The sequence below is a fragment of the Flavonifractor sp. AGMB03687 genome (assembly GCF_017811815.1).
Classification (GTDB): Bacteria; Bacillota; Clostridia; order Oscillospirales; family Oscillospiraceae; genus Flavonifractor.
The window spans coordinates 163,592-186,704 of record NZ_JADKZI010000003.1 but is presented as its reverse complement, the minus strand read 5'-3'; the positions used below and the strand labels follow the sequence as shown (position 1 = coordinate 186,704).

General features: G+C 63.7%; 28 protein-coding genes. 19 read left to right on the top strand and 9 right to left on the bottom strand.

Annotated features, from left to right (window positions below; translation table 11 throughout):
• Nucleotides 1-2: 2 nt before the first annotated feature.
• The 18 genes from J9789_RS07305 to J9789_RS07220 all read left to right on the top strand — a co-directional run bounded on the left by J9789_RS07305 (nt 3) and on the right by J9789_RS07220 (nt 11,375).
• The gene (locus J9789_RS07305; RefSeq protein WP_209344079.1) at nt 3-1,175 is read left to right on the top strand and encodes a phage portal protein; all 1,173 of its coding nucleotides are present in this window, start codon (nt 3-5) and stop codon (nt 1,173-1,175) included.
• Nucleotides 1,172-2,059 carry a hypothetical protein gene (locus J9789_RS07300; RefSeq protein WP_209344077.1) on the top strand — a complete coding sequence of 296 codons (888 nt, stop codon included), beginning with the start codon at nt 1,172-1,174 and terminating at the stop codon, nt 2,057-2,059. Before J9789_RS07305 ends, J9789_RS07300 begins: the two co-directional genes overlap by 4 nt.
• A gap of 61 nt (nt 2,060-2,120) precedes the next feature.
• Nucleotides 2,121-2,465, top strand: a complete 345-nt coding sequence (locus J9789_RS07295; protein ID WP_209344075.1) for a hypothetical protein — start codon at nt 2,121-2,123, stop codon at nt 2,463-2,465.
• 18 nt (nt 2,466-2,483) lie between these two features.
• Nucleotides 2,484-3,518, top strand: a complete 1,035-nt coding sequence (locus tag J9789_RS07290; protein WP_209344073.1) for a phage major capsid protein — start codon at nt 2,484-2,486, stop codon at nt 3,516-3,518.
• The gene (locus tag J9789_RS07285; RefSeq protein ID WP_209344071.1) at nt 3,515-3,877 is read left to right on the top strand and encodes a hypothetical protein; all 363 of its coding nucleotides are present in this window, start codon (nt 3,515-3,517) and stop codon (nt 3,875-3,877) included. Before J9789_RS07290 ends, J9789_RS07285 begins: the two co-directional genes overlap by 4 nt.
• Nucleotides 3,874-4,209, top strand: a complete 336-nt coding sequence (locus tag J9789_RS07280) for a hypothetical protein (protein ID WP_209344069.1) — start codon at nt 3,874-3,876, stop codon at nt 4,207-4,209. The genes J9789_RS07285 and J9789_RS07280 overlap by 4 nt, the downstream gene beginning before the upstream one ends.
• A gap of 119 nt (nt 4,210-4,328) precedes the next feature.
• Nucleotides 4,329-4,826: a hypothetical protein gene (locus tag J9789_RS07275; RefSeq protein WP_209344067.1), complete on the top strand. Its 498-nt coding sequence runs from the start codon at nt 4,329-4,331 to the stop codon at nt 4,824-4,826.
• Between the two features lie 2 nt (nt 4,827-4,828).
• Nucleotides 4,829-5,851, top strand: coding sequence for a phage tail sheath C-terminal domain-containing protein (locus J9789_RS07270; RefSeq protein ID WP_245185163.1), 1,023 nt, complete (start codon nt 4,829-4,831; stop codon nt 5,849-5,851).
• A gap of 12 nt (nt 5,852-5,863) precedes the next feature.
• The gene (locus J9789_RS07265) at nt 5,864-6,253 is read left to right on the top strand and encodes a hypothetical protein (protein ID WP_209344062.1); all 390 of its coding nucleotides are present in this window, start codon (nt 5,864-5,866) and stop codon (nt 6,251-6,253) included.
• 12 nt (nt 6,254-6,265) lie between these two features.
• Nucleotides 6,266-6,685 carry a hypothetical protein gene (locus J9789_RS07260; protein WP_245185143.1) on the top strand — a complete coding sequence of 140 codons (420 nt, stop codon included), beginning with the start codon at nt 6,266-6,268 and terminating at the stop codon, nt 6,683-6,685.
• The gene (locus tag J9789_RS07255) at nt 6,682-6,891 is read left to right on the top strand and encodes a molybdopterin oxidoreductase (RefSeq protein ID WP_209344060.1); all 210 of its coding nucleotides are present in this window, start codon (nt 6,682-6,684) and stop codon (nt 6,889-6,891) included. Before J9789_RS07260 ends, J9789_RS07255 begins: the two co-directional genes overlap by 4 nt.
• Nucleotides 6,888-7,496: a hypothetical protein gene (locus tag J9789_RS07250; RefSeq protein WP_209344058.1), complete on the top strand. Its 609-nt coding sequence runs from the start codon at nt 6,888-6,890 to the stop codon at nt 7,494-7,496. The genes J9789_RS07255 and J9789_RS07250 overlap by 4 nt, the downstream gene beginning before the upstream one ends.
• The gene (locus J9789_RS07245; protein WP_348633652.1) at nt 7,493-8,071 is read left to right on the top strand and encodes a LysM peptidoglycan-binding domain-containing protein; all 579 of its coding nucleotides are present in this window, start codon (nt 7,493-7,495) and stop codon (nt 8,069-8,071) included. Before J9789_RS07250 ends, J9789_RS07245 begins: the two co-directional genes overlap by 4 nt.
• Complete coding sequence (locus J9789_RS07240; RefSeq protein WP_209344056.1) at nt 8,071-9,015, top strand: hypothetical protein; 945 nt, start codon at nt 8,071-8,073, stop codon at nt 9,013-9,015. The genes J9789_RS07245 and J9789_RS07240 overlap by 1 nt, the downstream gene beginning before the upstream one ends.
• Nucleotides 9,016-9,031: 16 nt before the next feature.
• On the top strand, nt 9,032-9,391 hold the full coding sequence (locus J9789_RS07235) for a hypothetical protein (RefSeq protein WP_209344054.1): 360 nt from the start codon (nt 9,032-9,034) through the stop codon (nt 9,389-9,391).
• Nucleotides 9,392-9,398: 7 nt separating this feature from the next.
• A complete protein-coding gene (locus tag J9789_RS07230; RefSeq protein WP_209344053.1) occupies nt 9,399-9,743 on the top strand; it encodes a hypothetical protein in 345 nt (114 codons plus the stop codon).
• Between the two features lie 4 nt (nt 9,744-9,747).
• Nucleotides 9,748-10,809, top strand: coding sequence for a baseplate J/gp47 family protein (locus tag J9789_RS07225; RefSeq protein ID WP_209344050.1), 1,062 nt, complete (start codon nt 9,748-9,750; stop codon nt 10,807-10,809).
• Nucleotides 10,806-11,375, top strand: a complete 570-nt coding sequence (locus J9789_RS07220) for a DUF2313 domain-containing protein (protein ID WP_209344047.1) — start codon at nt 10,806-10,808, stop codon at nt 11,373-11,375. Before J9789_RS07225 ends, J9789_RS07220 begins: the two co-directional genes overlap by 4 nt.
• A gap of 38 nt (nt 11,376-11,413) precedes the next feature.
• Here J9789_RS07220 and J9789_RS07215 read toward each other — a convergent pair whose 3' ends face one another.
• The 9 genes from J9789_RS07215 to J9789_RS07175 all read right to left on the bottom strand — a co-directional run bounded on the left by J9789_RS07215 (nt 11,414) and on the right by J9789_RS07175 (nt 20,756).
• Nucleotides 11,414-12,100 (bottom strand): hypothetical protein, encoded by a 687-nt coding sequence (locus tag J9789_RS07215; RefSeq protein ID WP_209344045.1) that lies wholly within the window; start codon nt 12,098-12,100, stop codon nt 11,414-11,416.
• Nucleotides 12,097-12,813 (bottom strand): permease prefix domain 1-containing protein, encoded by a 717-nt coding sequence (locus J9789_RS07210; protein WP_209344043.1) that lies wholly within the window; start codon nt 12,811-12,813, stop codon nt 12,097-12,099. The genes J9789_RS07215 and J9789_RS07210 overlap by 4 nt, the downstream gene beginning before the upstream one ends.
• A gap of 54 nt (nt 12,814-12,867) precedes the next feature.
• Nucleotides 12,868-13,599: a hypothetical protein gene (locus tag J9789_RS07205; protein WP_209344041.1), complete on the bottom strand. Its 732-nt coding sequence runs from the start codon at nt 13,597-13,599 to the stop codon at nt 12,868-12,870.
• Entirely contained in the window at nt 13,596-14,354 is a 759-nt protein-coding gene (locus J9789_RS07200; protein ID WP_209344039.1) for a permease prefix domain 1-containing protein, read from the bottom strand. Before J9789_RS07200 ends, J9789_RS07205 begins: the two co-directional genes overlap by 4 nt.
• A 9-nt stretch (nt 14,355-14,363) precedes the next feature.
• On the bottom strand, nt 14,364-14,999 hold the full coding sequence (locus J9789_RS07195) for a DUF5044 domain-containing protein (RefSeq protein ID WP_209344037.1): 636 nt from the start codon (nt 14,997-14,999) through the stop codon (nt 14,364-14,366).
• Nucleotides 14,992-15,936, bottom strand: a complete 945-nt coding sequence (locus tag J9789_RS07190) for a permease prefix domain 1-containing protein (RefSeq protein WP_209344035.1) — start codon at nt 15,934-15,936, stop codon at nt 14,992-14,994. Before J9789_RS07190 ends, J9789_RS07195 begins: the two co-directional genes overlap by 8 nt.
• The gene (locus J9789_RS07185) at nt 15,873-16,217 is read right to left on the bottom strand and encodes a PadR family transcriptional regulator (RefSeq protein WP_209344034.1); all 345 of its coding nucleotides are present in this window, start codon (nt 16,215-16,217) and stop codon (nt 15,873-15,875) included. The genes J9789_RS07190 and J9789_RS07185 overlap by 64 nt, the downstream gene beginning before the upstream one ends.
• A gap of 87 nt (nt 16,218-16,304) precedes the next feature.
• Entirely contained in the window at nt 16,305-17,261 is a 957-nt protein-coding gene (locus J9789_RS07180; protein WP_209344032.1) for a D-2-hydroxyacid dehydrogenase, read from the bottom strand.
• Between the two features lie 66 nt (nt 17,262-17,327).
• Nucleotides 17,328-20,756: a pyruvate carboxylase gene (locus tag J9789_RS07175; RefSeq protein WP_209344030.1), complete on the bottom strand. Its 3,429-nt coding sequence runs from the start codon at nt 20,754-20,756 to the stop codon at nt 17,328-17,330.
• A 264-nt stretch (nt 20,757-21,020) separates the two neighbouring features.
• Here J9789_RS07175 and recG point away from each other — a divergent pair, with 264 nt between their 5' ends.
• Nucleotides 21,021-23,105 (top strand): ATP-dependent DNA helicase RecG, encoded by a 2,085-nt coding sequence (gene recG / locus J9789_RS07170; RefSeq protein ID WP_209344028.1) that lies wholly within the window; start codon nt 21,021-21,023, stop codon nt 23,103-23,105.
• Nucleotides 23,106-23,113 lie beyond the last annotated feature (8 nt).

The following is a 23,113-nucleotide window of genomic DNA, read 5'->3' as shown; positions in this document are numbered from 1 at the left end:
TTATGGGACTGTTCCATAAGAAAAAGGAGCCGGGCGGCGGACTGGCCGTCCAGATCCGGGAGGGGGGCAGGCACCCCTTCGGCATGCTGGACGGCTACGTGCCCCTGCGGCACGGGGAGATCGACCTCTACCGCAGCATCCGGGAGGCGGTACCCATTGTGGATGCCGCCATCTGGAAGCTGATCCGCCTGGCGGGCGGGGTGGTGGTCCAGTGCGAGGACGGGCGGGCCCAGAGGGAGCTGGACTGGTTCCTCCAGCACGTGGACACCGGTCGGGGCCAGCGGGGCATCCAGTCCTTCCTGGACTGCTATCTGGACTCCATGCTGACCTGTGGCCGGGCGGTGGGCGAGATCGTCCCTGACCGGAGGCGGCAGAACATCGCCGCCCTGCTGTGCGGCAATGTGGCCGATATCGAGATCAAAGAAGGGGCCACCCCCATGGAGTTTGCCATCTGGGGGCGGGGCGAGGACGGAAGGATGCGGCAGCTGCCCCGGCAGGAACTGCTTCTCTTCACCCCCTTCCAGCCTGAGACCGACAGTCCCTACGGGGTGAGCATGCTGCGGTCCATGCCCTTTCTCACAGAAATTCTGCTGAAAATCTACCAGGCCATGGGCATGAACTGGGAGCGAATGGGCAACGTGCGCTTCGCAGTAGTGTACAAGCCGGGGGACAGTCCTCTGGACCAGAGCATGGTACAGGAGCGCAGCCGCCAGATCGCCCGGGAGTGGTCCGCCGCTATGCAGGCGGGCAAGAACGGCAGCGTCCGGGACTTTGTGGCGGTGGGCGATGTGGACATCAAGGTCATTGGGGCGGACAACCAGGTGTTGGACAGCGAGGTGCCGGTGCGGCAGATCCTGGAGCAGCTGGTGGCCCGCACCGGCATCCCGCCCTTCCTGCTGGGCCTGTCCTGGTCCTCCACCGAGCGGATGAGCACCCAGCAGGCCGACATGATGACCAGTGAGATCACCGCCATCCGCCGGAGCCTGGAGCCGGTGGTGGAGCGGATCTGCGAACTGTGGCTCCGGCTTCACGGCTACCGGCCCAAGGTAAATGTGGATTGGGAGGACGTGAATCTCCAGGACCTGGTGGAGGAGGCCAGGGCGGAGCTCTACCGGCAGCAGGCCAGAACGGTGGAGATGGACAATGAAGCCAGAGAGAAGGGAGAGACGGGATGAACATCAACAAGCAGGCGGGGGTGGACCAGGGTAACGCCCTGGACCAGACCGAGCTGGGGCTCATCAACGCCATGAGCCGCAAGAAGCTGACCGGGGAGGAGGTCTACACCTTCGCCGTGCGGCTGTGCGACAACGAGGTGGACCGGGACGGGGAGCGGTTCCCGGCGGAGACCCTGGAGGAACTGGCCCCCCTCTTTGTGGGAAAGAGCGGCATCTTTGACCACCAGTGGAGCGCCGCCGGACAGACCGCCCGCATCTATCGCACCGAGCTGGTGCGGGATGAGAGTGTCCTCACGGCGGCGGGGGATCCCCTGTGTTACCTGAAGGGCTACGCCTACATGCTGCGCACCGAGGGCAACAAGGACCTGATCGCCGAGATCGAGGGCGGCATCAAAAAGGAGGTGAGCGTGGGCTGCGCGGTGGAGGAGGCCCGGTGCTCCATCTGCGGGGAGAACATCCATGACCGGAGCCGGTGCGCCCATGAGAAGGGCCGGGAGTACGGCGGGAAGCTGTGCTGGGCCGATCTGGTCCACGCCACCGACGCCTACGAGTGGTCCTTTGTGGCGGTGCCGGCCCAGAAAAACGCGGGGGTGATGAAGAGCATGAGAATGGACATGGCACAGCTGGAGCGGGAGGCTGCCCTGGGACGCAAGTACTTGCAGCAGCTGAAGGACGAGGTGGTGCGCCTGGGCGGCGTGGCCGGTCTGGCCCTGGAGCAGGCTACCCTGAAAAGCATCGTGCAGCGGTTGGAGGAGCCTGAACTGGACGCTTTGAAGAAGGCCTTTGAGGTGCAGGTGGACAAGGCCTGGGGCGTGGAGACCCAGCTGCCCGCCTGGGAGCAGCCCATTCCGACCGAGAGCAGAGATGGGGCTTTTTTGATCTGAGCGTATTCAGGGGCGGCGCGCCCCGCGAGAAAAGTGCGGAATAAAGAAGGGAGAAGATGAGATGAGCAGCAAGATTTCTTTTGAGGGCATCGGCGAAGTGGTGGCCACCTTTATCTGCGGCGAGGGTGTGGTTGCCGGTCAGGCGGTGAAGGTGACCGCGGACGGCACAGTGGGCTCCTGCTCCGCCGGGGAGAAGATCTGCGGGGTGGCTCTGTCCGCGGAGGACGGCTACGCCGCTGTGCAGCTGGGCGGCTTGGTCAAGGTACCCACCAGCGGCGGCAGCATTACCCACGGCTGGTGCAAGCTGTCCGCCGACGGTACCGGCGGCATGAAGCTGGACACCTCTGCCGGTACCGAGTACCTGGTAGTGCGGGTGGAGACGGACGCCGCCGTGATCTGTCTGTAAGAAAGGGAGGATGGGAATATGAGCTATCGCTTTGACAATCTGAGACTGGAAAAGGGTATGTACAACGAGGCGGGCCGCACCTTTACCCAGGTGCTGGAGCGTGAGGACCCCTCTGAGCAGTACAAGGGCACGGCCCTGGAGGGCCTGGACGCCTATCAGCGCCAGCTCAAGCGCTTCGACATCAAGGTGAAGGGCGCCGGCAGCGACGTGGTGGAAAAGTTCTTCTCCACCAGCCAGTCCGCCGTGCTCTTCCCCGAGTACATCGCCCGATCTGTGCGCCAGGGCATGGAGGAGGCTGACCTGCTGCCCCACATTACCGCAGCCGTCACCCGGTTTGACGGCATGGACTACCGCTCCATCGCCTCTGTGCCGGAGGACGACCAGAAGGCTCTGCGCCGGGTGGAGGAGGGCGCTGCCATCCCCCAGACGGAGGTGAAGACCCAGGAGAACCTGGTGAAGCTCCACAAGCGGGGCCGGATGCTGGTGGCCTCCTACGAGGCCATCCGCTATCAGAAGCTGGATCTGTTCTCCGTTACCCTGCGGCAGATCGGCGCCCACATCAACCGGATGCATCTGGAGGACGCCATTGACGTGCTGCTCAACGGCGACGGCAACGAGAACCCCGCTCAGGAGTTTACCGTGGGCACCGACCCCATCGGCGGCGCTGCCGGCAGCCTGACCTACGACGATCTGGTGGACTTCTGGGCCCAGTTTGAGCCCTACGAGATGAATACTCTGCTGGTGTCCGGCGACATGATGCGCCAGATGCTCAAGATGGATGAGTTCCAGAATCCCCTCACCGGTCTCAATTTCCAGGGTACCGGCAAGCTGGCCACCCCCCTGGGCGCCACCCTGCTGCGCACCTCCGCCCTGGAGAGCGGCAAGCTCATCGGTCTGGACAAGAACTACGCCCTGGAGATGGTGCAGGGTTCCGACGTGATGGTGGAGTATGACAAGCTCATCGACCGCCAGTTGGAGCGGGCTGCCATCACTTCCATCTCCGGCTTTGCCAAGCTGTTTACCGATGCGGCAAAGGTGCTGAAGCTGAAATGATGGAGGAAATCATGGCCATGGCCCAGAGTCTGGGCACGGTGAGCGACGGCCAGCAGGCGGCCCTGGAGGCCCTGTGCCGGGCGGCGGAGGCCGAGATGACCGGCCGCCTGCGGGATGGGGTAAGTCCGGAGGACTGCGGCCCCGCCTTTGTGCTGGGCTGCGCCTGGCTGGCCCTGTCCGGCCTGGCGGGAGGACAATACGGCGGCGTATCCTCCTTTACCGCCGGAAGCGTCACCATCCGGGAGGAGGAGAGTGGTCAGGGCCGGGAGCGGGCCGCCGCCCTCCGCCTCCAGGCGGAGACCGTGCTGGGGCCCTATCTGAAGGATCGGGGGTTCCTCTTTCAGGGGGTGGAGGGATGACCGGTCAGTGGCAGCAGATTTTGTCCAAATATGGTCAGAACATCACCCTCTACCGGCAGGATGGGGAGGAAGGCACGGTGTGCCGGGCCTTCCTCCAGCCGGTGATGGAGCAGAGCGCGGATTTCTTTCAGCAGCTGCCCACCCCCCTGGGGCTGGTGCGCCGGGACCGGTGGATCTGCCTGGGCGGGCCGGACATGACCCTGGACCAGCTGGGGGACGGGTACATTGCCTGGGGCGGTGAGACCTTTACCGTCCGCAGCGCCCAGCCGGTGTACCTGGGGGAGGAACTGGTGTACTGGTGGGGGCTGCTGGCGGTGAGAGAGCAGGCGTAAGCCGGTACGGTTTTGCGGGCGACCATGAAGGTCGCCCCTACGGGGAAGGAACGGGCCGATGAGGGCATCGGCCCCTACGCCAGAGAAAGGGAAACAGAGACGGGAAGCGGGGGAGAGCAATGGACTTTGGAACGATCCGGGAGCGGATGGCGGACTATCTGCAGGGGCAGGGCATTGACGCCCAGTGCGCCTACCCGGAGATGGGACGGGTCCGGAGAGGCGGGGCGGTGGCTGCCGTGTCCCTCCGGGCCTGCCAGGGAGGTCCGGAGGGGTTCCGGGATTACCTGGGCGAACGGTATGACCAGGAGAGCGGCCAGTGGCAGGAGTTATATGGCAGGAAGATCACACTGACCTTCGGGCTGGACCTGTACGCCCCCCAGGGCTGCGGCGCGGCGGGCATCCAGGAGGCCTTCGACCGCATGGCGGAGGCCCTGCGGCGGGAGGGTCCGCCCGGGCTCAGCTTGCAGGAGCTCTCCTGCGGAGAGACGGAATTTGACCAGGGGGCCGGCCTCTACCACCGGAAGGTGGAGGCGGTATGCCAGGGCTACCTGTATGCGGTGGCCGACGAGGGCGGCACCTTCCTGGACTTTATTGTGAGAGGAGAGAGCCGGATTTGAGTATGACGATCCATGAACGGCCGGGGGTGTACTCCAGCTATGACGCCTCCACCGTAATCAGCGGCAGCGGCAGTGGCCGGACGGTGGGCCTGGTAGGCGTACTGACCGAGGGAGAGACCGGGAAGCTGGTTACCCTCAACCGCTATGAGGACGGAGCCACCCGGTTTGGCGACGGGGAGAACCTGACCAAGCTGGTCCAGGTGCTGTTCCGCAACGGCGCGGCCAAGGTGTTGGCGGTGCCGGTGGGCGGCCAGGAGGACTATCAGGCGGCCTTTGACCTGCTGGCGGCGGAGGAGGATATCTCTATCGTGGTGTGCGACAGTACCGAACTGACGGTGCAGCAGGCTCTGCGGCAGAGCGTATGCGAGGCCTCCGAGGCCCGGCGGGAGCGCATTGCGGTGGTAGGCGGCGCTGAGGGTGAAAATGTGGAGGCCCTGGTCCAGCGGGCGGGGGAGATCAACAGCGAGCGGGTGGTGCTCATTGCCCCTGGCGACGGCACCGGTCTGGCCGCTGCTGCCGTGGCCGGAGCTATTGCGGCGGAGAGTGACCCCGCCGTGCCCCTGGGCGGTGCGGAACTGAAGGGCCTGGACGGCCTGGAGGCCCGGTACGCCGACACTGAGATCGACACCCTGGTGCGGGGCGGCGTCACCCCCCTGGAGAATGTGGGGGGCGTGGTCAGCGTGGTGCGGGGCGTGACCACCCGCACCAAGACCGGCGAGGCGGAGGACGCCACCTGGCGGGAGCTGACCACCATCCGCATTGTGGACGATGTGATCCCCACCATCCGCAACTCCCTGCGGGCCCGGTTCCGCAGAACCAAGAACACGGAACAGACCCGGGGGGCCATCCGCTCCCAGGTGGTGCTGGAGCTGGAGAACAAGCTGAGCCGGGAGATCATCACCGGCTACGACCAGGTGACGGTGCAGGCCGACGAGGAGAATCCCACCGTCTGTCTGGTGGACTTCACCTTCACGGTGGCCCACGGCCTCAACCAGATCTGGCTCAGCGCCCACATTACGGTATAAGGAGGGGAGAGCATGCTTGTTTCGGGATTTCCCACCAGCAGTGACATCTATCTGGAGATCGAGGGGAAAAAGGTGGCGGTGGTGCAGAGCTACACCGCCAAGACCACCCGGTCCAGCCAGAATGTGGAGGCCTTTGGCGAGGACGAGCCGGTGGCTACCATCCCCGGTCCCCGCAGCCATGTCATTGAGCTGACCCGGCTGTACGCCACCGACGAGGCCATTCGGGACGGCATTAACTTCCACGACCTGACCGACTTCAGTCTGGTCATCTGCAAGCCGGACCGGAAGATCATCTATTCCGGCTGCCAGTGGAGCTCCATCGGCGAGACCGGTGCGCTGGGGGCCATGGTGGTGGAGAAGATCACGGTGGTGGCTACCAAGCGCATCGAGACCGCGGTATAAGGGGAGAGGGATATGGAATCGCTGTTGAGCCGGAGAGACCGGCTGACGCTGGAGGACGGCACCCAGCTGCGGCTCCTCTCCGCCCAGGAGGTGCTGGAGGCCCGGCGGGAGGCGGAGGAACTGGCCCAGGGCGACGGTGAGCGGGCCCTGTGCGCCAACGCCTGCCTGCTGGCCCGGGCACTGGAGGAAAAAGGTGAACCGGTCTTTGCCTCCGGGCGGGAGGTGCTGGAGCACCTCAGCGCCCGGGAGGTGGCCCGGCTGGCCAAACAGTGGGACAAGCTGGACCGGGCGGAGAATCCATCCCCCGAGGATGGGGAGGAGGCGGTCCGGGCCATAAAAAAAGCCTGGAGCACACGCCTTATGAGCGCCTTCGCTGGCGTGTGCTCAAGACCTTTGGGGCGCTCCCCACGGAAGCGCGGGCCAAGGACATGAAGGCCAGAGACTACCTGTGGTGCGCCCTCAACCTGATGCTGGACCGGGAGGAGCTGCTGGACCAGCTATGCCCCTCCTGCCGGCAGAAAGCAGAGGAGGAGCGGTGCCCGGTGTGCGGCGCGCCGGCGGGGGAGACCGCAGGGAGCCAGAACGCCTCCTTCGATCAGGAGCGGTTTGAGCGGCTGATGAGGGGGGAACAGGTATGACCGATTATCTGGCGCTGCTGCTGGAGGAGCAGCGGGAGGAAGAGAAGGACCGGACGGAGACGGGGACCTGGGAGACCGGAGCGGTACGGGTCCCCATCCCTCGGCGGGAAGAGGAGACGGAAGAGGACTGGGAGCCGGCTGGGAAAGATGGACTTTCTCAGATGGCCCGGCAGGCGGCCCGGGCGGCCAATGAGACAGAAGCAGCTGCTTCCGAGCCGGACCGGCCAGACAGCCTGGACTGGACGGCCCGCCGCTGGGCGGCGGGGGAACTGGAGGCAGTCCAGGCGGGCCTGCGGACAGCAGAGCCCACAGAGCAGATTCAGCTTGGCGGGCAGGTGGAAGAAATGTCTGTCCGGGCGGGCAGTTCCACGGTGGGCGGAGAAGAAGCATCCGGCCAATCAGCGGCGGTCAGCGGTGCAGGGTGGCTGGACCGGGCGGTACGGGTCAGCCTGGAGGGGCTGCCCCAACCGGAGCAGGAGCCCAAGGTGGTGACTCTGGAGCCGGGGACGGCGGACCAGAGCGCCCGGCGGCTGGAGCTGCGGCGGCTGGACCGGCTGGTGCGGCGGGACGCACGAAGATTTGACGGGGGGTTTCAACTGCTGTGAGATTGGCGGCAATGCGCTACAAGGATTATGTGTGGCCCCACAACCCCAGGGTATACACCATTTCCTACAAACGGAAGGTGGGGGCCAGAGAAGTGCCCTTTGGTCATTACAGCTTGCAGGACCTGGGACCCTCCTACCGCATCATGCGGGGGGAGGGGGAGTTCGTGGGCCAAGGGGCCTATGACGAATTCAAAAAGCTTGCCACCGTCTTTTACAACGAGGGACCGGGACTGCTGGTCCACCCGGTATGGCAGACGGCCAACGCCTACTTTGTGGAGCTCTCCCTCAGCCAGGAGCCCAGAGCGGACTATGTGAAGTACACCTTTGCCTTCTGGGAGGAGTACGGCGGACACAGCACCGGCACCACGGTGACCACCGGCGGCAGCAATGCCGGCAGTGGGGAGAGCACCCAGGAGAGCACCGGGACAGGTCAGTGGTACACCGTGGTGGGGGGAGACACCCTGTGGGGGATCGCACGGCGATATGGGGTGGAGCTGACCAAGCTGATTTCCCTCAATCCTCAGATCAAGAATCCCAACCTGATCTATGCGGGACAGAAAGTGCGGGTGGCGTGATGGAGGGGACACTGACATGCTGGGACGGGACGAAGATCACCCTGCCTCAGGTTACTGAATGGGCCTTTCAGTATGGACGGGGGACCCCTTGCGACAGCTTCTCCCTCACCTGCCTGTGGGAGCCGGAGGAGGATCTTCTGGCGGAGGCGGTGACCTTTACCGCCGTGGAGCAGGGGGAGACGGTATTCACCGGGGTGGTGGACGAGTGCGAGCGGGGCTGGGACGGAAAGGGGGGCTTCCTTACCGTATCCGGCCGCAGCATGGCGGCCCGGCTGCTGGATAACGAGGCGCTGGGCATGGACTATCAGGTGGCCACTTGGCAGGATATCGTGCGGGACCACGTGGCTCCCTATGGGGTACAGACTGTGGGGAGCGGGCTGCCTGCCGTACCCGGCTTTTCGGTGGCGGTGGGCAGCAGCGAGTGGCAGGTGGTCTACGAGTTTTGCCGGTACTACGGCGGCATCACGCCCCGGTTCGACCGGCTGGGGCGGCTGGTGGCCACCCCCTGGGAGGAAGGAAAACGGCTGGTGCTGGGGGAGGATGCGGCGGTGACCGCCCTCACCCTGCGGGACCAGCGGTACGGCGTTCTGTCTCAGATTCTGGTGCGGGACAAGACCACCGGCGCGGTGCAGACGGTGGACAACGGAGATTTTCTCAGGCGGGGCGGACGGTGCCGCCGGGTGCTGACCATGCCGGGCAAGAGCAGCTATCAGGCTATGCGCTACTCGGGCAGCTATCAGCTGGAGCGGTCCGCGGAGGAGCTACGGCAGCTGGAGCTGGAGCTGCCGGGGGCCTTTCTGGCCTGGCCGGGAGATCTGGTGGAAGTACGGCTGTCCAAGCCGGTGAGCCGGGGGATCTGGCGGGTGGCCGAGGCGGTCAGCGGCATGGATGAAAACGGAACCTACACCCGGCTGGTGCTGGGTCTGCCCGACGCCCTGAAATAGAACGGAGGAAACAAACATGTGGATGGCGGAGCAGCACAAGCGGCGCAGGCCGGGAGACGGCTCTCAGATCGGCAGTGTTACCCTGGGGGGCGACCCGGCGGGGGTGTGTCTGGACGGCGAGCGTCGGGATCTGCCGGTCTTCGGACCGGGGGGGTACCTCTGGCGGCCCGCCCGGGAGGATCAGGTGCTGGTGATCAAGACCGGCAGCGACGGCGAAGCCCCCTGCATTGCGGGGAAGCGGAATGAGGCGGAGGAAGAGCTGGGAGAGGGCGAAGTGCTCATCTACAGCAAAAACGCCTCTATCCGGCTGAGCCGGGGGGTGATTTCCATGGAGGGGACCGTGCTGGTCAACGGCAAAACAGTGGTGACGGAGTGATGAGCAGATGGAACTGATGGTACGGGACGGAGACTATCTGCCCGACGGCCAGGGGAGCTACCGGCGGGCTCAGGGAGGGGAAGAGCTGCTGCAGCGGGTACTGTGGAAGCTGTCCATCCCAAGAGGCAGCTTTCCCTTCCTGCCCCAGCTGGGCAGTGAGCTGTACCGGCTGGGCCGCAGCAGTCCCTCTCAGCGGGAAGGGCTGGCCCGGCAGTACGTGGCCCAGGCTCTGGCCGACGAGCCCAATCTGACGGTCACCGGGGTAACGCTGGAGGAGGACGGCACCATGGAGGTGGCGCTGGACTGGCAGGGCGAGTCCCTGGTGGTGACCGTGGAGACGGGAGGGAGCTGATGGTATGACGATAGACGAAATCTATGGACAGATGGTGGAGGCCTTCCAGCAGGAGACCGGCGTCACCCTGGCCGGGGACGGAGATATGGCGGTACGGCTCTATGCCGTGGCTGCCCAGATCTACGCCCTCTATGTTCAGACGGACTGGGTGAACCGGCAGTGCTTTCCCCAAACGGCCCAGGGGGACTATCTGGACAAGCACGCCCAGCTGCGGGGACTGGAGCGGCGGGCGGCGGTGGCGGCGGAGGGTATCCTGCGCTTTGAGACCGATCAGGCCCCCAGTACCGACTTGACCATCCCGGCGGGCACGGTGTGCATGACGGCGGGGCTGGTGCGGTTTGAGACCACCCAGGAGGCGGTGCTCCAGGCGGGGGAAACCATGGTGGAGACCACGGCTGCGGCGGTGGAGCCCGGCGCGTCGGGCAATGTGGCGGCGGGGACCATCCGGGCCATGGCGGTGGCTCCGGTGGGGGTCAGCCGGTGCACCAACCCGGACGGCTTTTCCGGCGGATTGGACGAGGAGAGCGACGAGGAGCTGCGGGAGCGGGTGCTGGAGACCTTTCAGCGGATGCCAAACGGAGCCAATGCCGCCTTTTATGAGCAGAGCGCTATGTCCTTCCCCCAGGTGGCGGCCGCCGCGGTGGTGTCCCGCCCCAGAGGGGTGGGCTCGGTGGATGTGGTGGTGTCCACCGCCGCAGGTGTGCCGGACAGCGAGCTGCTGGAGGAATTGCGGGCCTACTTTGAGGAGCGGCGGGAGATCGCCGTGGATGTGCTGGTGCGGGCCCCGGAGGTGCAGGATGTGGATGTGACCATCCAGATCCAGACGGCAACCAACCGGGATAGCGAGACGGTACGGCAGGCGGTGGAGCAGGCGGTGCGCAGCTGGTTTGACGGGCGGCAGCTGGGGCAGAGCATCCTGCGGGCCAGGCTGGGCCAGCTGATCTTTGAGGTGGACGGGGTGGAAAACTACGTTCTTACCGCCCCTGCCGCCGATGTGACGGTGGAGAGCGATGTGCTGCCCATGCTGAAGACCCTGTCGGTCACCCGGACAGGAGGGGACGCATGAGCGGTTACGCCGGATATCTAAAGGAATTGCTGCGGCCCCTGCGGGTCTATGAGCTGGAGGGTACCGCCAACGGCGCCGAGCTGGAGGTTCAGGGCCAGGCTCTGGATGGCGTAGAGGCGGTGCTGGAGGAAATCCAGCGGGAGATGCTGATTTCCACGGCGGAGGATCGGGGACTGGAGGCCATCGAGTGCCTGCTGGTCCGGCGGCCGGTGACAGACGATCTGGAGATGCGGCGGGCGGCGCTGGCCGCCCTGCTCCGCATCGGCGGGGACAGCTTTACCCTGGCGGCCATCAATGACAACTTGAAGGGCTGCGGACTGAACGCGGTGGCCAGCGAGACCGGGAAGCCGGGCCATGTGGAGGTGCGCTTCCCTGATGTGCCCGGTATCCCGGACGGGTTTGAGGAGATGCGGGAGATCATCGAGAGCATTCTCCCTGCCCATGTGGGCATCGAGTATGTGTACTGGTACATCACCTGGGCGCTGATGGAGGAGAAGTTCGACACCTGGGGGGATATCGAAGCTATCGGGCCTACCTGGGAAGAGCTGGAGAAGATGGTGAAGTAAAAGGCGGCCTGCATCATGCAGGCCGCCTTTTGGCAGATTTACTGACGGGGCTGATCCTGGCAGATCAGGTTGCCGTTTTCATCGTAGCCCTGGCACCAGGCCAGCCAGATAGAACCGCTGTCCTCGGGTGGGCCGGGAACCCAAGTGGATGGGGCTACCCATACGCCGTCGGCTACCTGGGTGAAGGTGGGAGAGACGCCATGGCTGTTGATCGCGGCCTGGGGGTTGGAGCGTTCGCTGTCACCCAGAGAAATCAGCTGAGCTTCTACCCGCACCACATTGGGGTCGGTACAGATTACCACCGGAGTGGCCTCGTAGCTAAGGTCAAAGCCGGGGCGGCAGCCGAACAGATTGCAGTAGATAGGAGCGCCGTTTTGGGAGAGGTCCAGCTGCCAAAAGGGCAGGGTAGAGGGCGTGGGCCGCCACAGAGATCCGGCCAGTTTTTGAAGGGTATAGAATTGCACGGTGTCCCCCTGGCGTCCCACAAACCACCAGGTGTTTTTGGGTACATAATCGCCCTGAATTTCTTGGTATTGGATGGAACCGGAGGCCAGGATGGTGCTGTCCGTCACATAATGCTCCTGATTCAGGCGCCCACACACGGCGGCGGATGAGGGAAGGGGGGTATCCAGGGCCAGCCATACGGAGAGCAGCCCCAGGCACAGCAGCAGGATGCTGAGAGCCCGGCGGATGCGGGGGAGGATATAATAACGGAAATGGGTCATGACGCAGGCACCTCCTCCTCCAGGTCGATGCGGAGCATGATCTGGTCGCCGGGACGGCCCAATGTAATGGTGAACCACTGAGCACCTGGGGTGGGATCCTGGATCTTAAGATACCCTGTGCCGGTCAGAGGAGAATCCAGCCAGGAGTAGCAGGTGGCGGTACCGGTGGCTCCGGTAGAGTCGATCCAGGTACCCGGTACCTCATACAGGTCCAGGTTGTCCAGCCACAGCTGCCAGTGGGAAGTGGAAAGGGTGACCTGAAGCTCCAGATGGGATGGGGCGTCCGGATCATCCGGAGTGCGGACGAGAGCGGCGTCTTTGGCGGCGACTCTGTAGCCGCCGATGGTTCCGCCGCCGGAAACTGAGCCGGAGACCACCAGAGTTTCGTTTTCCTGGAAAGGAAGGGTACAGACAGGAGGGAGAAGAGAACTATGGGCGAAGAGACCGGTGTGGTGCAGACCGCTAGCTACCGTGCTGACCAGAAGAAGCATGATCCCCAGCACGGTGAACAGAGCGGTCAGACCGGGAAACAGGGAACTGTGGCAGCGGTCCAGCTGACGGCCGATCTGGTAGGGGTCACCCATGGCCTCCACAGCCTGGATGGAGGCCTCCTTAGGCGGGATGCCCTGCTCCTCCAGCGCGGCGGCGTGGTCCTCCAAGTGGGCGGTGAGTTCCTCCCTGGCCAGGCGCTTGGCCAGGGGCTGGCGGATCACAGAGCACACCTGATTGCAAAATTGTTCAAAGGGCTGGCACAAGGAAGAATCACCTCATTCCAGATGTTCGGTGGGATCGTAGGAGCAGACTAGATTGCCGGCGGCGTCGTAGCCCTGGCAGAAGGCAACGAGATGGCCGCTGTTGAAAGAGTATGCCCAGGGGACCACAACATAAGGAGAAGGACCTACCCACACTCCATCCCCTGCCTTCGTGAATTCAGGAGAGACGGCTCGGCTGTCGATGGCGGCCTGAGGATCGTCCCACTCATTTGGCATCAGATAGAGAAGCTGAGCTTCCACCCGCACCACGGAGGGGTCGACGCAGAACAGGATTGGGATGACCTTAGAGGCGTCCATGCCTGTCGGCACGTTGACGGCGGTCATTTGGACAATGTCAAAAGTGTATCCAATGGGTTGCTCCTGGGAGGAGAGCTGATAATAAGGCTCGTTAACGTGGCTGTCCAATGGCCGCCACAGGAAGCCGGCTATCCGCTCCAGGAGATGGAGCTGGAACCGGTTGCCGCTGCGGCGCACGAACCACCAGCAGTCCCGGTCGGTATAATCGCTTTTGATGATGATTCCTTCCTCGGTCATATCGATGGGACCGGAGGCCACGATCTCTCCGCCGGAGCTGTAGTTTTCCTTGTCCATTCGGGCACAGATGGCGGCTGGGGAGGGAAGCGGGGCATCCAGTGAGAGCCACAGAAAGAAGAGACAGAGCAGAGCGGCGACGATGCTGAGGGCCAGCAGGAGGCGGGGCAGGACGTAATAGCGAAAGTGCTTCATGCTGGGGGCACCTCCTCATCCAGGGTGATCTCTAACATACACTGGTCGCCTGGCCTGCCCAGGGTGATGGTAAACCAACGGCAGCCGGGGGTGGGCTCTTCCAGGCACAGGATCCAGTTTTGAGCCAGGATGGTGGAGTCCACCGAAACACAGGAGACGGTACCGGAGGCCCCATGAGGATCCGTCCAGACGGCAGGGATGGAGGTAGTCAGGTGGTCCAGCCAGGGCTTCCAGTGAGAGACCGTGACAGCGGCCTGGATCTCCAGTTTGGAGGGGCGGTATTTGGTGCTGGGGCGGTTGACCAGAGCGGCGTCTTTTGCCTGGATGGCATAGCCACCCACATGGCCGCCGCCCTGAGCGCTTCCCTCACAGAGCAGTTCACCATCGTCCCAGCCGGGGAGGGTGGAGGCGGGCAGCAAAAAGGTATCATACCGGAACAATCCGGTCCCATGGAGCACACCGATACAAAAGCCGAAAAGGAACAGGACACAGGCACAATAGGCAAAGAATTGGGACAGCCTTGGGATAAACGGACTGTGGCAGCGGTTCAGCTGTTGGCCGATCTCCTTGGGGTCACCCATGGCCTCCACGGCCTGAATGGCGGCCTCCTCAGGCGGGACGCCCTGTTCCTCCAGCGCGGCGGCATGGTCCTCCAGGTGGGCGGTCAGCTCCTCCCGGGCCAGACGCTGGGCAGGTGGCCAGCGGATGGATTTGCACACCTGATCGCAGAAAACGACGAAGGGATGGGATGGCATGGTATGGAATCACCTCGCTTCGGGAATGGTCAGATCCCAAAAATCGGTCCATACCTCCGGGACAGCGGTCTCATGGATCAGGGTCCCATTGGCATCGTAGCCGCGGAGCAGAAAACCGTCATCGTCAATGGTGCCGGTGGCCACACTTCCATGGCAGGGAAAGAGCCAGCAGTTTTCCACCAGAGGCTCGGACTGGCGCAGAACGTGAAAGCCGCCATCCTCGCCGCCGCCATAGATGTAGTAGACCAGCTCCACTTGGGCAATCTCCGGGTCATTGCAGATGACCAGCAGACTATCGACGTTGATGAGAGGCATCATTGGGTAGTCCGGGTCATTAATTACGGCTTCCAGGTAGCCATTGGACCAGAAGAGCGGGTCGGGGCGGGACAGGCGGCACAAGGCGTAGCTGTTGCCGTCCCGGAGCAAATAGACGATATGGGAGTCGTATTCAGCCCTGGCCAGGGTTTTGCCGGGACCGTAGAGACTGACGGACCGTGTGCCTTTCAGGGCCTGCTTTTCGGTCAGATAGGGATTTTCACTGGACAGGAAGAGGAAGGCGAGCAGGGCCAGCAGCACCAGAAAGAGCAGCAGATCCACCGCCAGCCGTTGACGGCGGGTGGTGGGAGTAGCAGGACCTTTAGCCATTTTCCACGCCTCCTTTCAGGGACAGGGGGAAGGAGAGCTGGGCACTCCCATACCGGTCGAAACGGAGGGTGAGCCGTGTGGCGTCCGGGTCCACATCCATAACGTTTAAATCATAATAGGTGACGAATGGGGTGATGAGAGAGGGGCCACCCATGGTGTTACAGAGTTGAGGGGTAGGGGCCTGTTCCGGGTACAGATCGTAAAGCACTTGTGCGGTTTTGTACTGATACATGCCGGGATAACGGTTGCCAAGGTCATCTTCCGTCCACAGCCAGTTGTAGACCCGGGGTAGGCGCAGCCGGGGATCCAGGTTGACAGCCTTTAGCAGGATGCTCACCCAAAGGGTGGGTTCTCCGGTGAAAGTGTGGGGACGAGGGGTGACCAGTACCCGCTCCACCGTGAAAGTATAGTGATCCAGATAGCAGACGGCATCCTCCGGATGATAGTCCGCCAGTATTTCCGTCTGGTCGTAGGCCTCTATAATGGCGTTGGTGCCGTCGTTGTAAAGGGGTGGGTTCCGTAATGTGGCCAGGGCGTCAAAGCCCATAGGCATGAAGCAGAAGAGCAGCAGAAGGACCAGGCTGGTCCGCACCGATACCCGAAACAAAATCTGAAACCAGCCAAACCGAGGGCTGTGGCTATCATTCAGGGCCCGGCCCAGCGCCTCTGGGTCGCCCATGGCCTGGACAGCTGCCTCCTCGGCTTCCTCCGGGGTCAGATCGGGGTGAAGGTCCAGCAAGGCGTCCCGATGGTCCTCCAGGTGGGCGGTGAGCTCGGCGGTGATGGCTGCGTGGTCCGGCCAGAAGCGGACAAAGCCGCACACCACTTTGCAGAACGCTTCGATGGCGGGCCGGGAGGTGTCTGGGGCGTCCATCAGGCCATGGCCGGGGCGGACCCGGCCAGCACGGCGTTGACAGCCTGGGAGAAGGTGGTCCACTCCTTCTTCTTCTCGTCCAGCAGGCGAAGACCCTTCTTGGTGATGTGGTAATACTTACGGGTACGGCCGGTGGGGGCCTCCTTCTCGTAGGACTGCACAGCCCCCTCCTTCTCCAGGGTGTGAAGAATGGGGTAGAGGGTGCCCTCCTTCATGGAAAAGGTGTTGTCGCTTTTGGCCTCCAGTTCGGCGATCATCTGGTAGCCGTACTTGTCCTCGTTGGACAGGAGGGAGAGCACCAACAGAGTGGTGCTGCCGGACAGCAGGGATTTATCCGCCTTCATGGGGAAACCTCCTTTCATGTGAAAAAACAATACCTCGAGTTTCTAGGTACATTATACCTAGAAACTCGAGGTATGTCAACAGAGCCTTTATCGCATGCGGCTGCGGAGGGGCTGGCCCGACAAATAGCGGTTTAGGTTGTCCAGAAACAGGGCCTGAAGCTGGTCCAGGGTGACCTGCATGTGGTTGTAGCCCCCAGCGGTATGGGGGGTGATGAGGGCGCCGGGAGCGTCCCAGAGGGGATGATCCGGGGGGAGGGGCTCCGGATTGGTGACGTCCAGTCCGGCCCCCAGCAGATGACCCTGGTTCAGCACCTCCGCCAGGGCGGCGCAGTCAATGGCGGAACCCCGACCGGCATTGAGCAGCACGGCATCCGGCTTCATCAGCAGCAGGCGGCGGCGGTCCAGCAGACCGGTGGTATCCTCGTTGTGGGGGAGGGCCAGGGCCACCACATCGGCCTGGGGCAACAGGCTGTCGATGGCGGACAGGGGAAAGGTTTGGTCAAAGTCCTCCACGGGAGCATCGGAGCGGTGGAGGCCGATAATGGTTTTGGCTCCCAATGCCCGGCACAGCCGGGCAAAGTGGCGGCTGATATCGCCGGTGCCTCCCACGAGCACGGTTTCTCCCCGTAGGGAGCGGACGTGGCCCAGGTCGGTCCAGGTGTGGGAGTTCTGCTGATCCTGGTAGGCGGGCAGCCGCTTGTAGATAGCCAGCAGCATGGCCAGCATATGCTCGGACACGGCGGGGCCGTAGGCTCCGGCAGCGCAGGTGAGGACTACCCCTTCCCGCAGTACGCCGGGGGCCAGGTAGGGGTCCACGCCGGCGTTCCAGCTCTGGACCCACTTCAGGTTGGGAAAGGTCTTTAAATCTTCCGGGGGGACAAAGCCCATGAGAATGGTAGTGCGTTCCCGCCAGTCCTGGGGGATGGCGGCCGCCCCACGGCGGTCACTGGTGGGGAGGAAGAGGTGTTCCTCGTTGGGAGCGGCGGTGCGGAAACGGTCCTGTTCGCCGGGAGTGAGAGGAAGCAGGTGGAGAATGGTTTCCATAGGATAAGCCTCCAGATGTGAATGATATCAAAAAGGGAGCCGGTCCTGTGACCGGCCCCCTTTGCATTATTTGATGGTGATGAGCAGCTCGCCGGCCTTGACAGAGCCGCCTTCCTTGATGAGCACCTGATCCACGGTGCCCGCCATGCGGGCTACCACGGAGGTCTCCATCTTCATAGCCTCGATGACGGCCAGGACCTGGTTCTCCTCCACCTGGTCGCCGGGCTTCACGTTCACCTTGGACACCATGCCGGGGATGGAAGCGCCCACCTGGCTCTTGTCGGAGGGATCGGCCAGATTGACCTTGCGGACCTGAGCGGTAGCGCTCTTGTCAGGCACGGCCACCTCGCGGCGCATGCCGTTGAGCTCGAACTGCACATTGCGGGTGCCGTCCTCGTTCAGGTCGCCCAGACCCACGTACTTGATGACCAGGGTCTTGCCGTCCTCGATGTTGATCTTGTTGGTCTCGCCCAGGGCCATGCCGTTGAAGAACACATGGCTGCCCATGCGCATGACATAGCCGTACTCCTGACGGTGGCGGTAGAAGTCCTCCACCACCTTGGGATAGAGGCACCAGGAGATGACGTTGTGGTCGGAGGCGTCGGGATAGAACTTGCGGACCTCCTCCCGGGCCTTCTCAAAGTCGATGGGCTCCAGCAGCTCGCCGGGACGGCAGGTGATGGGCTCCTCGCCCTTGAGGACCACCTTCTGCAGGTCCTCGGGGAAGCCCCAGGCGGGCTGGCCCATCATGCCCTTGAAGTAGCTGACTACGGAGTCGGGGAAGGTGAGGGCCTCGCCCCGCTCCAAGATGTTCTCGGGAGTGAGGTTGTTCTGCACCATGAAGATGGCCAGATCGCCCACCATCTTGGAGGAGGGGGTCACCTTTACGATGTCGCCCAGCATGTGGTTGACGGTCTTGTACATCTCCTTGACCGCCTCGAACTGGTGGCCCAGGCCGATGCTCTCCACCTGGCTCTTCAGGTTGGTGTACTGGCCGCCAGGCATCTCGTAGCGGTAGATGTCGGTGGAGGGGTTCTTGATGCCCGCCTCAAACTTGCTGTAGCGCAGGCGCACGTCGGCCCAGTAGTCGGACAGCTTCTGCAGCTTCTCGGGATCCAGGCCGGTATCCCGCTCCTGACCCTGCAGGGCGGTGACCACCGCGTTCATGGAGGGCTGGCTGGTCATGGAGGACATGGAGTCGATGGCGCAGTCCACAATGTCCACGCCGGCCTCGGCGGCCATCAGATAGGCGGCCACCTGGTTGCCGGAGGTGTCGTGGGTGTGCAGGTGGATGGGGATGCCGATCTCCTGCTTCAGGGTGGACACCAGCTTCTTGGCGGCGTAGGGCTTCAGCAGGCCGGACATGTCCTTGATGCACAGCAGGTGGGCGCCCCGCTTCTCCAACTCCTTGGCCATGTTGACATAGTACTCCAGAGTGTACTTGTCCCGCTTGGGATCCAGGATGTCGCCGGTGTAGCAGATGGTGGCCTCGCACAGCTTGCCCTGCTTGAGCACCTCGTCCATGGCCACTTCCATGCCGGGGATCCAGTTCAGGGAGTCGAAGATACGGAACACGTCGATACCGCCGATGCAGGCCTCCTTGATGAAGGCGCGGATCAGGTTATCGGGGTAGTTGGTGTAGCCCACGGCGTTGGCGCCCCGCAGCAGCATCTGGAAGGGGATATTGGGGATCTTTTCACGCAGCAGGCGCAGGCGCTCCCAGGGGGACTCGTGGAGGAAGCGGTAGGCCACGTCGAAGGTGGCGCCGCCCCACATCTCCAGGGAGAAGCAGTCGTTGAGGATCTCGGCGGTGCCCTCGGAGGCCTTCAGCATGTCGCGGGTACGCACCCGGGTGGACAGCAGAGACTGGTGGGCGTCCCGCATGGTGGTGTCGGTGATGAGCAGCTTCTTCTGATCCAGTACCCAGTCCCGCACCGCCTCGGGGCCCTTGGTGTCCAGCAGCTGCTTGAGGCCGGTGCACTTGGGCGGGGTGTTCTCGTAGGGCGGGAAGCGGGGGATATCCAGCTGCTGCCGCTCGGCAGAGGGGGAGTCCACCTGGATCTGGGCGATATACTTGAGCACCTTGGTGGCGCGGTCCCGCCCGGTGTCGATGTCGAAGAGCTCGGGGGTCTCGTCGATGAACTTGGTGTGGCACTTGCCGGCCCGGAAGGTGGGGTGGGCAAGAATGTTGGTGACGAAGGGGATGTTGGTCTTGACGCCGCGGACGTGCTCCTCGCTGATGGCGCGCATGGCCTTGCGGCACACGCCCTCAAAGGTGTTGTCCCAGGAGGTGACCTTAACCAGCAGAGAGTCGTAGTAGGGGGAGATCTCAGCGCCGGTGTAGGCGTTGCCGCCGTCCAGACGGACGCCGAAGCCGCCGCCGGAACGGTAGGCAGTGATCTTGCCGGTGTCGGGGGCGAAGTTGTTGGCCGGGTCCTCGGTGGTCACCCGGCACTGAAGGGCGTAGCCGTTCATGTGGACGGCGTCCTGGCTGGGGATGCCGATCTCGGGAGTGGACAGGGGGTGACCCTCGGCGATGAGGATCTGGGCCCGCACCAGGTCGATGCCGGTGACCATCTCGGTGACGGTGTGCTCCACCTGGATGCGGGGGTTCATCTCGATGAAGTAGTGGTTGCCGTCCTTGTCCACCAGGAACTCCACGGTACCTGCGGACACGTAGCCCACGTGCTTGGCGACCTTGACGGCGTCCTCGTACAGCTTCTGGCGGGTGGCCTCGGGCACGCTGAAGGCGGGGGCGAACTCCACCACCTTCTGGTAGCGGCGCTGGAGGGAGCAGTCACGCTCGCCCAGGTGGACCACGTTGCCGTGCTTGTCGCCCAGGATCTGTACCTCGATGTGCTTGGGCTCCACCAGGTACTTCTCAATGAAGATGTCCTCGTTGCCGAAGGCCTTCTTGGCCTCGCTCTTCACCAGATTGAAGGCGGGAATGACCTCCTCGGCGGTGTCGCAGCGGCGCATGCCGCGGCCGCCGCCGCCGCCGGCCGCCTTCAAAATGATGGGGAAGCCGTAGGAGATAGCCTTCTCCAGAGCCTCTTCGCCGTCCTTCAGAGGCTCAGAGGAGCCGGGGATGGTGGGCACGTTGCAGGCCTTGGCGATGGCTTTGGCCGTCAGCTTGTCACCCATCTGGCCCAGAATGGTGGAGGAGGGGCCGATGAAAGTGATGCCCGCGTCCTCGCAGGCCTTGGCAAAGTCGGCGTTCTCGCTCAGGAAGCCATAGCCGGGGTGGATGGCGTCCACGTTGCGGCGCTTGGCTAGATCGATGATGGAGGGAATGTCCAGGTAGGCCCCCAGGGGGGACTTGTTCTCGCCGATGAGGTAGGCCTCGTCCGCCTTGGTGCGGAAGAGAGCGAAGGTATCCTCGTTGGAGTACATGGCCACCGTGTGCAGGCCCAGGTCGTAGCAGGCCCGGAATACCCGGATGGCAATCTCGCCCCGGTTTGCAACCAGGACCTTGTTGAACTTACATTCCGCCATGCTGTCCGTCCTTTCTGAAAAGATCTCTTATTGTGCAAGCAATCCCCGGTCACTCCTTCGTGCCGGGGCTTCGGAGCCCGGTCCGTTCCGGGCATATTCCCTATGATATTATACCAGTAGGAACATTATATCTTATACGCTAAAGTATTTGCAATCACTTTTCTTTAAAATTGCAAATCTTGGCGGGAACTACAGGAATCCTCCCGGCCGCTTGTCGGGAAATAGGAAATATGCTAAACTGAATAATGCAAAAGAGGTGAGATCATGTCGCTGACATTAAAGACCGGTGTGGAGGCGCTGCCGGGGGTGGGTCCGGCCCGGGCCAAGGCCCTGGCCCGGCTGGGCCTGACCACCGTGGGGGACCTGCTGAACTACTATCCCAGGGACTATGAGGACCGGCGGAAGAGCGCCTTTATCGCCTCGGCTCCGGAGGATCTGCCCGTGTGCCTGACGCTGATGGTGGCGGAGCCACCACGGCTGTCCCGCATCCGCAAGGGGCTAGAGCTGGTGAAGGTGCGCCTGGTGGACGACACCGGCAGCCTCACCGCCACTTTTTTTAACCAGGGCTATCTGAAAGATGCCCTGCGGACGGGGGAGACTTACATCTGCTTCGGCAAGGTGGAGGGCCCTCCCGGACGGCGGCAGATGACCAATCCGGTGTGCGAGCGGGCCGACCGGGTGCGCTTCACCGGCCGCATTCTGCCGGTGTACCCCCTGACCCACGGGGTATCCAATAACCTGTTGGCGGGGCTCACCCTCCGGTGTGTGGAGGAGTGCGCCGACCAGGCGGAGGAGTGCCTGCCTCAGGACCTGCGGCAGGCTCACCAGTTGGCCGAGGCGGAGTTTGCCATCCGCAACGTCCACTTTCCCGCCGATGAGGACGCCCTGGCGGTGGCCCGGCGGCGGCTCATTTTTGAAGAGCTGTTCTATCTCACCTGCGGTATGGCCTTGCTGCGTACTCGGCGGGACAAGGCGGCGGGGCTGCTCTTCCGGCCTTTTCCAGAGGAGGATTTTCTGAACCTGCTGCCCTTTGCCCTCACCGGCGCCCAGCGGCGGGTGATCGGGGAGATGACCGCCGACCTCACCTCCGGCGGCCCCATGAACCGGCTGGTCCAGGGCGACGTGGGCTCGGGCAAAACCATGCTGGCGGCCTACGGAGCCTGGCTGGCGGCCAAAAACGGGTACCAATGTGCCCTGATGGCCCCCACTGAGCTGCTGGCCGAGCAGCACTACCGTTCTCTCGCTCCACTGCTGGAGCAGGCAGGGCTGCGGGTGGGGCTGCTCACCGGCGCGGTGAAGGGCAAGGCCCGCAAGACGGTATACGCTGCCCTGGAGAGCGGCGAGCTGGATCTGGTCATCGGCACCCACGCCCTTTTGAGCGAAGGGGTGACCTTTGCCCGACTGGGACTGGTGGTTACCGACGAGCAGCACCGCTTCGGCGTAGGCCAGCGGGCCACCCTGGCGGCCAAGGCCGACGGTACCCCCCACGTGCTGGTCATGTCGGCCACTCCCATTCCCCGCACCTTGGCCCTTATCATCTACGGCGATCTGGACGTGTCGGTGGTGGATGAACTGCCCCCCGGCCGCTCTCCGGTGGAGACCTACGTGGTGGGAGAGGACAAGCGGCAGCGGATGTACAACTTTGTCCGCAAGCTGGTGGGGGAGGGCCGTCAGGCCTACATCGTCTGCCCCGCCGTGGAGGAGGGGGAGACCGACGGGGATAACCCGGGAGGAAACCCGGCGGCCGATCTGAAGGCCGCCGTCACCTACGCCCAGACCCTCCAGACCCAGGTCTTTCCCGACCTGCGGGTGGGGCTGGTCCACGGCAAGATGAAGAGCAAGGAGAAGGACACGGTCATGACCGCCTTTGCTGCCGGGGACCTGGATGTGCTGGTGTCCACCACCGTTATTGAGGTGGGTGTGGACGTACCCAATGCCGCCCTGATGATCGTGGAGAACGCCGACCGGTTCGGCCTTTCCCAGCTCCACCAGCTGCGGGGGCGGGTGGGCCGGGGCAAGCACCAGTCCTACTGCGTGCTGGTGACCTCCACCCGCAGTCAGGACAGCCGGGAGCGGCTTCGGGTCTTGTCAAAAACCAACGATGGGTTTAAAATCGCGGAAGAAGATCTGCGGCTCCGGGGTCCCGGCGACTTCTTCGGTTCCCGGCAGCACGGCCTGCCCCAGCTTGGCATTGCCGATCTGGCGGGGGATATGCGGGTGCTCAAGGAGGCCCAGAATGCCGCCGAGGAGCTGCTCCGGGCCGATCCCGGTCTGACTGAGCCGGAGCACACCAGGCTGCTGGCCCGGGTGAAGAAGCTCTTCTCTGAGCAGGGCGATGTGTTCAACTGAAAGGAAGG

Bases quoted from the DNA above. Each gene is read 5' to 3' on its own strand.
- J9789_RS07240 (WP_209344056.1), top strand. From the start codon at position 8,071: ATGGAGGGGACACTGACATGCTGGGACGGGACGAAGATCACCCTGCCT.
- J9789_RS07215 (WP_209344045.1), bottom strand. From the start codon at position 12,100: ATGACCCATTTCCGTTATTATATCCTCCCCCGCATCCGCCGGGCTCTC.
- J9789_RS07175 (WP_209344030.1), bottom strand. From the start codon at position 20,756: ATGGCGGAATGTAAGTTCAACAAGGTCCTGGTTGCAAACCGGGGCGAG.
- J9789_RS07225 (WP_209344050.1), top strand. From the start codon at position 9,748: ATGACGATAGACGAAATCTATGGACAGATGGTGGAGGCCTTCCAGCAG.
- J9789_RS07180 (WP_209344032.1), bottom strand. From the start codon at position 17,261: ATGGAAACCATTCTCCACCTGCTTCCTCTCACTCCCGGCGAACAGGAC.
- J9789_RS07185 (WP_209344034.1), bottom strand. From the start codon at position 16,217: ATGAAGGCGGATAAATCCCTGCTGTCCGGCAGCACCACTCTGTTGGTG.
- J9789_RS07200 (WP_209344039.1), bottom strand. From the start codon at position 14,354: ATGCCATCCCATCCCTTCGTCGTTTTCTGCGATCAGGTGTGCAAATCC.
- J9789_RS07295 (WP_209344075.1), top strand. From the start codon at position 2,121: ATGAGCAGCAAGATTTCTTTTGAGGGCATCGGCGAAGTGGTGGCCACC.
- J9789_RS07290 (WP_209344073.1), top strand. From the start codon at position 2,484: ATGAGCTATCGCTTTGACAATCTGAGACTGGAAAAGGGTATGTACAAC.
- J9789_RS07220 (WP_209344047.1), top strand. From the start codon at position 10,806: ATGAGCGGTTACGCCGGATATCTAAAGGAATTGCTGCGGCCCCTGCGG.
- J9789_RS07250 (WP_209344058.1), top strand. From the start codon at position 6,888: ATGACCGATTATCTGGCGCTGCTGCTGGAGGAGCAGCGGGAGGAAGAG.
- J9789_RS07270 (WP_245185163.1), top strand. From the start codon at position 4,829: ATGACGATCCATGAACGGCCGGGGGTGTACTCCAGCTATGACGCCTCC.
- recG (WP_209344028.1), top strand. From the start codon at position 21,021: ATGTCGCTGACATTAAAGACCGGTGTGGAGGCGCTGCCGGGGGTGGGT.
- J9789_RS07280 (WP_209344069.1), top strand. From the start codon at position 3,874: ATGACCGGTCAGTGGCAGCAGATTTTGTCCAAATATGGTCAGAACATC.
- J9789_RS07305 (WP_209344079.1), top strand. From the start codon at position 3: ATGGGACTGTTCCATAAGAAAAAGGAGCCGGGCGGCGGACTGGCCGTC.
- J9789_RS07265 (WP_209344062.1), top strand. From the start codon at position 5,864: ATGCTTGTTTCGGGATTTCCCACCAGCAGTGACATCTATCTGGAGATC.
- J9789_RS07230 (WP_209344053.1), top strand. From the start codon at position 9,399: ATGGAACTGATGGTACGGGACGGAGACTATCTGCCCGACGGCCAGGGG.
- J9789_RS07195 (WP_209344037.1), bottom strand. From the start codon at position 14,999: ATGGCTAAAGGTCCTGCTACTCCCACCACCCGCCGTCAACGGCTGGCG.
- J9789_RS07300 (WP_209344077.1), top strand. From the start codon at position 1,172: ATGAACATCAACAAGCAGGCGGGGGTGGACCAGGGTAACGCCCTGGAC.
- J9789_RS07255 (WP_209344060.1), top strand. From the start codon at position 6,682: ATGAAGGCCAGAGACTACCTGTGGTGCGCCCTCAACCTGATGCTGGAC.
- J9789_RS07285 (WP_209344071.1), top strand. From the start codon at position 3,515: ATGATGGAGGAAATCATGGCCATGGCCCAGAGTCTGGGCACGGTGAGC.
- J9789_RS07260 (WP_245185143.1), top strand. From the start codon at position 6,266: ATGGAATCGCTGTTGAGCCGGAGAGACCGGCTGACGCTGGAGGACGGC.
- J9789_RS07235 (WP_209344054.1), top strand. From the start codon at position 9,032: ATGTGGATGGCGGAGCAGCACAAGCGGCGCAGGCCGGGAGACGGCTCT.
- J9789_RS07275 (WP_209344067.1), top strand. From the start codon at position 4,329: ATGGACTTTGGAACGATCCGGGAGCGGATGGCGGACTATCTGCAGGGG.
- J9789_RS07205 (WP_209344041.1), bottom strand. From the start codon at position 13,599: ATGAAGCACTTTCGCTATTACGTCCTGCCCCGCCTCCTGCTGGCCCTC.